This window comes from Runella sp. (genome assembly GCF_027484545.1).
Lineage (GTDB): Bacteria > Bacteroidota > Bacteroidia > Cytophagales > Spirosomataceae > Runella.
In genome coordinates, this window is sequence record NZ_JAIXST010000234.1 from 1 (window position 1) to 6,961 (window position 6,961).

Sequence of the window (6,961 nt, forward strand, 5' to 3'; positions counted from 1 at the left end):
ACCTTATGAATGACATTGCCACTATCAAAACTTAACAACGATGCTACATCTATACCAAACAAATCGGCTATTTTTTTGAGCGTAGAGTAGGTAATATCCACCTCACCCCGCTCTATTTTGCCATAGTTTGTTTGTGACATACCCAACTGAGTTGCCATAAACTCTTGAGTTAAGTCTTGAATTTCGCGTAGTTTACGGATTTTTATTCCTACCGATTGCATAGATAAAATATTTTAGCACACTGCTAAAGTACAAACAAGTTGCTGGATTTTGTACAATTTGAGGCACGTATTTTTGTAAAAGTACAAAATGTGACTAATTTAGTGTACTATACGTCAAACAAAGTAGTCGTGAAAGTGCTAAAATACCCCCTTGTTTTTTTTGTAGCCTTAGCCTTGGATTTTATGTTTGTATTAACCAATCGTAACCCACATCGGCCGAGTGAAACAAGCGTTGGGAGTGTAATGTTTAACCTTAAAATTCAAATCAGAATGAGAACTTTGGAATTGGAAAATTATGGCGTGATGGAGATGAATAGCCAAGATTTATTAATCATTGATGGAGAATACTCTTGGACTGAATTTTGTAATGATGCTGGTTATACCGTAGGATATATGGTAGGTGCAGCGACTAATGCTGCAAACATAGCAGGAAATGCTCTCAAAGGATTTGTAGAAGGTATGTTAGTAGAAAAAACGTTTCATAAAAAGTAACCAATCGCATTTTTTCAAGGTTCATTACAATCAAAGTGTCAACATCTATTTTTATAACAATGGAAACTAATAATTTTAATGTAGAAGAGCTTTCTGTTTCAGAAATGGAAGCTATTGAAGGGGGATATGGATGGCATTCACATCATGACGCAGTAGCAAATCAAGTTGGGACAGCCTTTTGGGCAGGTGTAAGTTCATTTATAGAAGGGTTTGCAGAAGGTTATAATAAGGCTATTAAAAATGGGGGTAGCCTATAATTCTCGTGTTTAAGATAGAAGCATTTCAGCTTCTATCTTAAACCTTAAATTAAAACGGACATGCTATTAGACATTTTACTTTTTATAAGAAACCCCTACTTATTTTCATTAGTAAATAATAAAGGAGAAAAGCCCTCCGAAAAAACACTTATCAAGTCCTTTTTGCTCTGTATATTATTTTTGTTACTTAGTGTGTTTGTAATTTCAATTACCGATATGCTAATCAAAGCGATTTTTTCATTTTCTATAAAAAGAAATCTGGAAATAAATAGAAGTAATTCTTATGAATATTGGGGGATGTATAGAGGCATTATATCAGTAATAGGTGCACCTATTATCGAAGAAATTGTATTTATACTACCATTAACTTCTAAAAAAAAATGGTTTCTATTTTCTGTATGTTTTGGCTTGTTTTTTTTCTTAAATGATAGCATATATTCAATTGATTCATATACGTTGATAGGTATAGTAGTACCAATACTTTCATTTATACTATTGCAAGTAGTATTACAAAATAAAGAATCTATTATACCTGAAAGAAATTTTTTTAACTTTTGGTGCTATTTTTTAATTATTTCATTTTCTTGGGTACACATATCCAACTTTTCTCCAATCAATTGGCAATTAATCTATTTTTATCCTATATACGTATTACCTCAACTATTTTACGGAATAATACTAAGCTATTTAATGGTAAAATATAAGAACATAATATGGCCTATTTTACTACATATTATGATTAATCTTACAGGGTTTTTGTTGAGTTATTTTTAGATTTTCCCACTGCTATGTGTAATACGGCAACCCCCGTTGCTTTGCGTTTGCAACACGAACCCCAGAACCCCGCTGGTTTGCGTTTGCAACGCGAACCCCAGAGCCAAGCGTTTATAACGCTCCTAAATACCAACAGCTATGCCCCAACAACTCCTCCCCGAAACCTTTCTTAACAACACCACTCATTTGTACCTGCCCGAGGTAAAAGCGCGGTCTATGCTGCTGTATGGCATGGTGCTGTATGGCATGGTGCTGTTGGCAGTGGTGGGGGCGGCGGTGGCCGCTTTTTTTGTCAAAATAGATGTGTCGTTTGCCGCAGCAGGGGCAGTACGGTCGGTGGCCGAAAAAACCGAGATTCGGTCCTTGGTGAGTGGGGCGGGTGCTACAACACAGAGCCAGTGCCTCGCGTTATTGGGAAAAACAGTTTTAACCAACATTTACCCCCCCCATTTAACTAACTGATTATCAGCATCTTTATTGTTTTCTTTGAAAAATTAAGTAACACACACGCCCAGGATAGCGGCTATCTGTCGAAGCTGCGAAACTCTAATATCGGTTTGACCACGCTCTATTTTGCAATAGGCAGATTGTCCAATACCCAGCGAATCGGCTAAGTGTTCTTGGGTATAGTCGCGAAGCAAACGTAAAGCACGGATACGGCGGCCTATCTGTTGCATATTGGTCAATAGATTTGGTTGTTTAAACAAAACATTTCAAGTGCTGTTTTGTTTGCAAAATATCAAATTTATCAAAGATTCCCTTGTGATATTCCCGTAAAGAATAAAATATTTCTAAGAGGAATAAAGTATTCCGACAAAGAATAAGGATAAGTGGTTTTAGTGCCGACCTTTGCATCAACCAAACGCTACCCACATCGGCCGAGTGAAACAAGCGTTGGGAGTGTAATGTTTAACCTTAAAATTCGAATCAAAAATGAGAACTTTGGAATTAGGATCGTATGGGGTAAGTGAGATTAGTAATAATGAGATGCTTGAAGTTGACGGTGGACGCAAACTGCCTACTTGGGACCAGGTAAAAAAAGCATGGAGCTATAATAGATAAAGCCATTACTTGGGCAGGCATATATGATGCTTTTAACGATGCTATAGAAGGATTTAATGAAGGAGCAGGTCCATCTGGACAATGTTGTAAATGATAAGGACGATTCAATTTAAACAAGTAAATCTAATATGAAAAAGTTTGAACTAATGGAGGAACTTCCTGAGCTAAGTAATGAAGAATTATTATTAGTTGAGGGCGGAGGTATCATTAAAGACATCTTCAAAAAAGTTGGCGATGCTTATGATCAAATTAGAGATTGTATTAATGGGTGCGGTTGCAAGGGGTGTAGTGACCCAGGCTTGAGAAATACAGTCAGATATCTAATGTAATATTTATGGCATTGCGATTCCTTGCAATGCCATAAATTCAAGCTAAAATACCTCAAATAGTTTCAACCGTTTAATAAATCTACACAACAACATTTGTTTATTTAATAATGTTCTACAAATATTCTAAGTGGTTAATAGGTTTAAATTTCATTAAAACAGTAGTATATTTTGAGATTATAAATGAGATTATTAGCGCTATATTTCCGATTTTAGCTTGGCTTACAAATGCTGGAAAAGTATTTGAGGCATCTAATTTTGAATCTCTCACAAAAGACATTATTGTCTCTATCATTATTGCTCCAATCATAGAAACCCTTATTGCTCAATATCTTCCCTATATAGTATTGCGTTTTTTTACTAAAAATCTCTACATTATCTATACAATATCATCTATTATTTTTGCATTAGGTCATACTTATAACACTTGGTATATGGTTGCTACATTTTTTATTGGAATTATCTTTATAGGTTTGTTTGCAGTTTTGTCAAAAAAGAGTATGGCTATGGCCTTTTGGGGAGTCGTTATAGTGCATGCCATTAGTAATACCATTGCAGTAATATATGGCCATATATAAGAGTATGTTTTTTGAGATTAACCCCAGAACCAAGCGTTTATAACGCTCCTAAATACCAACACCCATGCCCCAACAACTCCTCCCAGAAACCTTCTTAAACAACACCACTCATTTGTACCTGCCCGAGGTAAAAGCGCGGTCTATGCTGCTATATGGGTTGGTGCTGTTGGCAGTGGTGGGAGCGGCGGTGGCCGCTTTTTTTGTCAAAATAGATGTGTCGTTTGCCGCAGCAGGGGCGGTACGGTCGGTGGCCGAAAAAACCGAGATTCGCTCATTGGTGAGTGGGCGCGTAGTGCATAGCCGTGCTAAAGAAAACCAAGCCGTAAGGGTAGGCGATACCCTGCTTACGATTGCCCCCGATGTGTTGGAAGAAAAGCTGCGTTTGAGCCGTTTTCAACAAACCGAACGCGAACAGTTGGTGGCAGATTTAACTTTTTTGACCAACCCCAACCAAGATATTTCGGAGGTATTGGGCAATCGGTCTTTTCGCACCTCGCTTTATGCACAGCAGTACAATCAACTGCAAGCCCAGCTCCAAGAAAACGAAATACGACGCAAAAAAGTAGAAAAAGAACTCAATGCCTACAAATATCTGCACAAAGAAAAAGTATTGGCTACGCGCGATTTGGATGCCAAACAAGCCGAGTATGACCAACTAAACGAAGAATTTCGGCTACTGATAAAGCGGCAAATAAGCCAATGGGAAGCCGACCTCAATTCGCACCGCCTTTCGCTTACCCAACTTCGGGCTGAGGAAGCCCAACTACGCAAAGAGCGCGAACTCTACACCGTCAAAGCTTCCGTAGCAGGGACCGTTCAGCAGTGGGCAGGCAAGTATGAGGGGAGTTTTGTCCAAGCAGGAGAAGCCTTAGGGGTACTGTCGCCCGATTCGAGTTTGTTGGTAGAATGCTATATAAAGCCCTCGGATATGGGGCTTTTGAAACTCAAGCAACAGGCTCTTTTTCAGATGGATGCCCTCAACTATCGTGAGTGGGGGTTGGCAAAGGGTGTGGTGGTAGATATTGCCAAAGATATTACGGTTATGAACGAGCAGCCCGTTTTTAAAGTAAAGTGCCGCTTAGAAACACCCTCGTTGCGGCTCAAAAATGGCTACGAAGCCCGTCTTCAAAAGGGCATGAGCCTCCAAGCGCGGTTTGTGGTGATAAAGCGCACGTTGGCGCAGTTGGTGTTTGATAAAGTGGAAGATTGGCTAAATCCGCAGAACCCCACCCCGCGCGGAGTACCGTCCCATTGGGGGAGTTAGAGGAAGATAAAAAAATGATAAACTTATTCAAAAATTCCCCCTTTGGGGCGGTACGCCGCGCGGGTAAGGGGGCTGGACGTATAGCCATTAAACAACATGATATTACCGACTGTGGAGCTGCTTGTTTGGCCTCCGTAGCGGCACATTACCGATTACGGATGCCCATTGCTCGGATACGTCAATACGCCAATACCGACAAAAGAGGCACGAATGTGTTGGGAATGATTGAAGCGGCGACGAAATTGGGATTTCAGGCCAAAGGCGTAAAAGGTACACCCGAAAGCCTAAAAAAAATACCTCTGCCAGCCATCGCTCATGTCAGCCCCCTAACCCCCAATGGGGGAATAATAGGGCTACATTATATTGTGATTTATGAGGTTACTCCCAAATATATTTTGGTGATGGACCCCGCTGATGGGAAGTTTTCAAAAAAAACGTACGAAGAGTTTTTGAAAATTTGGACGGGTGTATTGGTGTTGTTACTTCCCAATGAAGATTTTCAAGAGGGGAATGAGAAAGTATCGGTTACGGCGCGTTTTTGGCAACTCATACGGCCACATCGGTCAGTGATGCTGGAAGCGCTTTTTGGGGCAATTATTTACACTATTTTAGGGCTGGCTACTTCTATTTATGTGCAAAAAATTGTGGACAACGTATTGGTAGAAGGGAATCGTAACTTGCTCAATTTGATGAGCGTAGGTATGCTCATTATCATTGTATTACAACTATTTATAGGTTCTACCAAGACACTTTTTGCGCTTAAAACAGGTCAACAAATTGATGCTCAATTGATTTTGGGCTACTATAAACATCTACTGAAACTTCCGCAGACGTTTTTTGACACCATGCGTGTGGGAGAAATTATTTCGAGGGTCAATGATGCGGTCAAAATTCGGGTTTTTATCAACGACGTGGCTCTCAATTTGGTCGTAGATGTTTTTATTGTACTGTTTTCTTTTGGTCTGATGTTTACGTACGATTGGAAACTGGCGTTGATTATGTTGGGGATTATCCCTTTTTATGCCGTTACCTATTTTATTGCCAACCGTTTCAACCGTAAAAATCAGCGTACACTCATGGAAAAAAGTGCCGATTTGGAGGCACAGTTGGTAGAATCTCTTAACAGCGTAGCCACCATCAAACGGTTTGGGATTGAAGAATTTGCTAATCTGAAAACCGAAAACCGCTTTGTGGGGTTGTTGCGTACGATTTTTTATACGGGTACACGCGGCCTATACATTGGCAATGCGTCTTGGCTCATTACGAGTATTTTTACCATTATTTTGCTGTGGGTAGGTTCGGGTTTTGTGCTTGATAACCAACTTACCCCAGGCGAGTTGCTCTCTTTTTATTCGCTCATCGGGTATTTTACGGGGCCAGCAGCAGGGCTTATTGGCATGAATAAAACCCTGCAAGACGCGCTCATTGCAGCCGACCGTTTGTTTGAAATTATGGATTTGGAGCGTGAGACGACCGAAAACAAAGTGACTTTGACGGTAGATATGCTTCGAAGCACTCAATCGAATGACATTCGATTTAAGGAGGTGTCGTTTCGTTATGGCTCGCGGGTGACTGTTTTTCAAAAACTCAACCTTCTGATTCCGATAGGAGAAATTACAGCAGTGGTAGGTGAAAGTGGGAGCGGAAAATCAACGCTGTTGTCATTGCTCCAAAATCTTTATCCCTTACAAGAAGGCAATATTTACATTGGCGATTACGACATCAAATACCTTGACAATGCGAGTTTGCGCCAATGGGTAAGCGTGGTACCGCAGCAAATAGACCTATTTGCAGGAACAGTGATTGAAAATATTGCGATGGGGGAGTTTGAACCCGACATGAAAAAGCTCGTTTTTTACTGTAATTTATTCAGGTTAAACGCACCTAAATGGTGTTGTTTTTAATAATATTGAGCAAGTACTGGTCATTCCAACCTGCTTTTTTACGCCTTTCTTTGATACTATGCTTGTCATTTTGCTGTTGTAAT

10 protein-coding genes are annotated in these 6,961 nt (G+C 40.0%); 8 read left to right on the top strand and 2 right to left on the bottom strand.

Annotated elements, in window-relative coordinates; translation table 11 throughout:
- Window positions 1-221: helix-turn-helix domain-containing protein (locus Q0081_RS21525; RefSeq protein WP_298358351.1), on the bottom strand; the 221-nt coding region annotated here is incomplete at its 3' end.
- A 39-nt stretch (window positions 222-260) separates the two neighbouring features.
- Here Q0081_RS21525 and Q0081_RS21530 point away from each other — a divergent pair.
- From Q0081_RS21530 to Q0081_RS21545, 4 genes are all read left to right on the top strand, one after another.
- Window positions 261-713, top strand: coding sequence for a hypothetical protein (locus Q0081_RS21530; protein WP_298358354.1), 453 nt, complete (start codon window positions 261-263; stop codon window positions 711-713).
- Between the two features lie 59 nt (window positions 714-772).
- Window positions 773-970 (top strand): hypothetical protein, encoded by a 198-nt coding sequence (locus tag Q0081_RS21535; protein ID WP_298358357.1) that lies wholly within the window; start codon window positions 773-775, stop codon window positions 968-970.
- A gap of 60 nt (window positions 971-1,030) precedes the next feature.
- Window positions 1,031-1,744, top strand: coding sequence for a type II CAAX prenyl endopeptidase Rce1 family protein (locus tag Q0081_RS21540; protein WP_298358360.1), 714 nt, complete (start codon window positions 1,031-1,033; stop codon window positions 1,742-1,744).
- A gap of 138 nt (window positions 1,745-1,882) precedes the next feature.
- The gene (locus tag Q0081_RS21545) at window positions 1,883-2,206 is read left to right on the top strand and encodes a hypothetical protein (protein WP_298358362.1); all 324 of its coding nucleotides are present in this window, start codon (window positions 1,883-1,885) and stop codon (window positions 2,204-2,206) included.
- A gap of 32 nt (window positions 2,207-2,238) precedes the next feature.
- Here the strand turns inward: Q0081_RS21545 and Q0081_RS21550 are convergent, their stop codons facing one another.
- The gene (locus Q0081_RS21550) at window positions 2,239-2,421 is read right to left on the bottom strand and encodes a helix-turn-helix domain-containing protein (RefSeq protein WP_298358365.1); all 183 of its coding nucleotides are present in this window, start codon (window positions 2,419-2,421) and stop codon (window positions 2,239-2,241) included.
- 513 nt (window positions 2,422-2,934) lie between these two features.
- Between Q0081_RS21550 and Q0081_RS21555 the strand changes: the two genes are divergently transcribed.
- The 4 genes from Q0081_RS21555 (at window position 2,935) to Q0081_RS21570 (ending at window position 6,878) form a co-directional block, all read left to right on the top strand.
- Window positions 2,935-3,135 (top strand): hypothetical protein, encoded by a 201-nt coding sequence (locus Q0081_RS21555; RefSeq protein ID WP_298358368.1) that lies wholly within the window; start codon window positions 2,935-2,937, stop codon window positions 3,133-3,135.
- Between the two features lie 107 nt (window positions 3,136-3,242).
- Window positions 3,243-3,710: a type II CAAX prenyl endopeptidase Rce1 family protein gene (locus tag Q0081_RS21560; RefSeq protein WP_298358370.1), complete on the top strand. Its 468-nt coding sequence runs from the start codon at window positions 3,243-3,245 to the stop codon at window positions 3,708-3,710.
- Between the two features lie 64 nt (window positions 3,711-3,774).
- Window positions 3,775-4,974, top strand: a complete 1,200-nt coding sequence (locus Q0081_RS21565; RefSeq protein ID WP_298358374.1) for an HlyD family secretion protein — start codon at window positions 3,775-3,777, stop codon at window positions 4,972-4,974.
- A 14-nt stretch (window positions 4,975-4,988) separates the two neighbouring features.
- Window positions 4,989-6,878 (top strand): peptidase domain-containing ABC transporter, encoded by a 1,890-nt coding sequence (locus Q0081_RS21570; protein ID WP_310586518.1) that lies wholly within the window; start codon window positions 4,989-4,991, stop codon window positions 6,876-6,878.
- Window positions 6,879-6,961: the final 83 nt, after the last annotated feature.

Coding starts and splice junctions, on each gene's coding strand:
- Q0081_RS21535 (WP_298358357.1), top strand. CDS start 773: ATGGAAACTAATAATTTTAATGTAGAAGAGCTTTCTGTTTCAGAAATG.
- Q0081_RS21550 (WP_298358365.1), bottom strand. CDS start 2,421: ATGCAACAGATAGGCCGCCGTATCCGTGCTTTACGTTTGCTTCGCGAC.
- Q0081_RS21545 (WP_298358362.1), top strand. CDS start 1,883: ATGCCCCAACAACTCCTCCCCGAAACCTTTCTTAACAACACCACTCAT.
- Q0081_RS21570 (WP_310586518.1), top strand. CDS start 4,989: ATGATAAACTTATTCAAAAATTCCCCCTTTGGGGCGGTACGCCGCGCG.
- Q0081_RS21565 (WP_298358374.1), top strand. CDS start 3,775: ATGCCCCAACAACTCCTCCCAGAAACCTTCTTAAACAACACCACTCAT.
- Q0081_RS21560 (WP_298358370.1), top strand. CDS start 3,243: ATGTTCTACAAATATTCTAAGTGGTTAATAGGTTTAAATTTCATTAAA.
- Q0081_RS21555 (WP_298358368.1), top strand. CDS start 2,935: ATGAAAAAGTTTGAACTAATGGAGGAACTTCCTGAGCTAAGTAATGAA.
- Q0081_RS21540 (WP_298358360.1), top strand. CDS start 1,031: ATGCTATTAGACATTTTACTTTTTATAAGAAACCCCTACTTATTTTCA.